This window comes from Citrobacter sp. TBCS-14, assembly GCF_005280805.1.
In the GTDB taxonomy this organism is placed as follows: domain Bacteria; phylum Pseudomonadota; class Gammaproteobacteria; order Enterobacterales; family Enterobacteriaceae; genus Citrobacter; species Citrobacter gillenii.
Genome location: NZ_SZWM01000392.1, coordinates 1 through 211, shown reverse-complemented (window position 1 = coordinate 211; position 211 = coordinate 1). Strand labels below are relative to the sequence as shown.

Sequence of the window (211 nt, the reverse complement as noted above, 5' to 3'; positions counted from 1 at the left end):
CCTGCACCAGAATCATCTCCAGGTTAGCCGTCACCTGTCCGGCAAGCCCTGGCCGCAACGTTAAATCTTCACCCCAGTGCGCCGTATCGCCGAGTACGGTATCCACCAGTTCACGCAGCGTTAAATCATTACCAACTCGCGGCCACAGGCTGGCATACAGGCTTACCCACTGTTCATCATCCTGGATTGGATAGCGTTCCCCGTCGCGCTC

General features: G+C 57.3%; 1 pseudogene. It reads right to left on the bottom strand.

From position 1 onward, the window contains the following. A pseudogene (locus FDX22_RS15730) lies at positions 1-211 on the bottom strand (tagaturonate reductase); the annotation flags it as partial.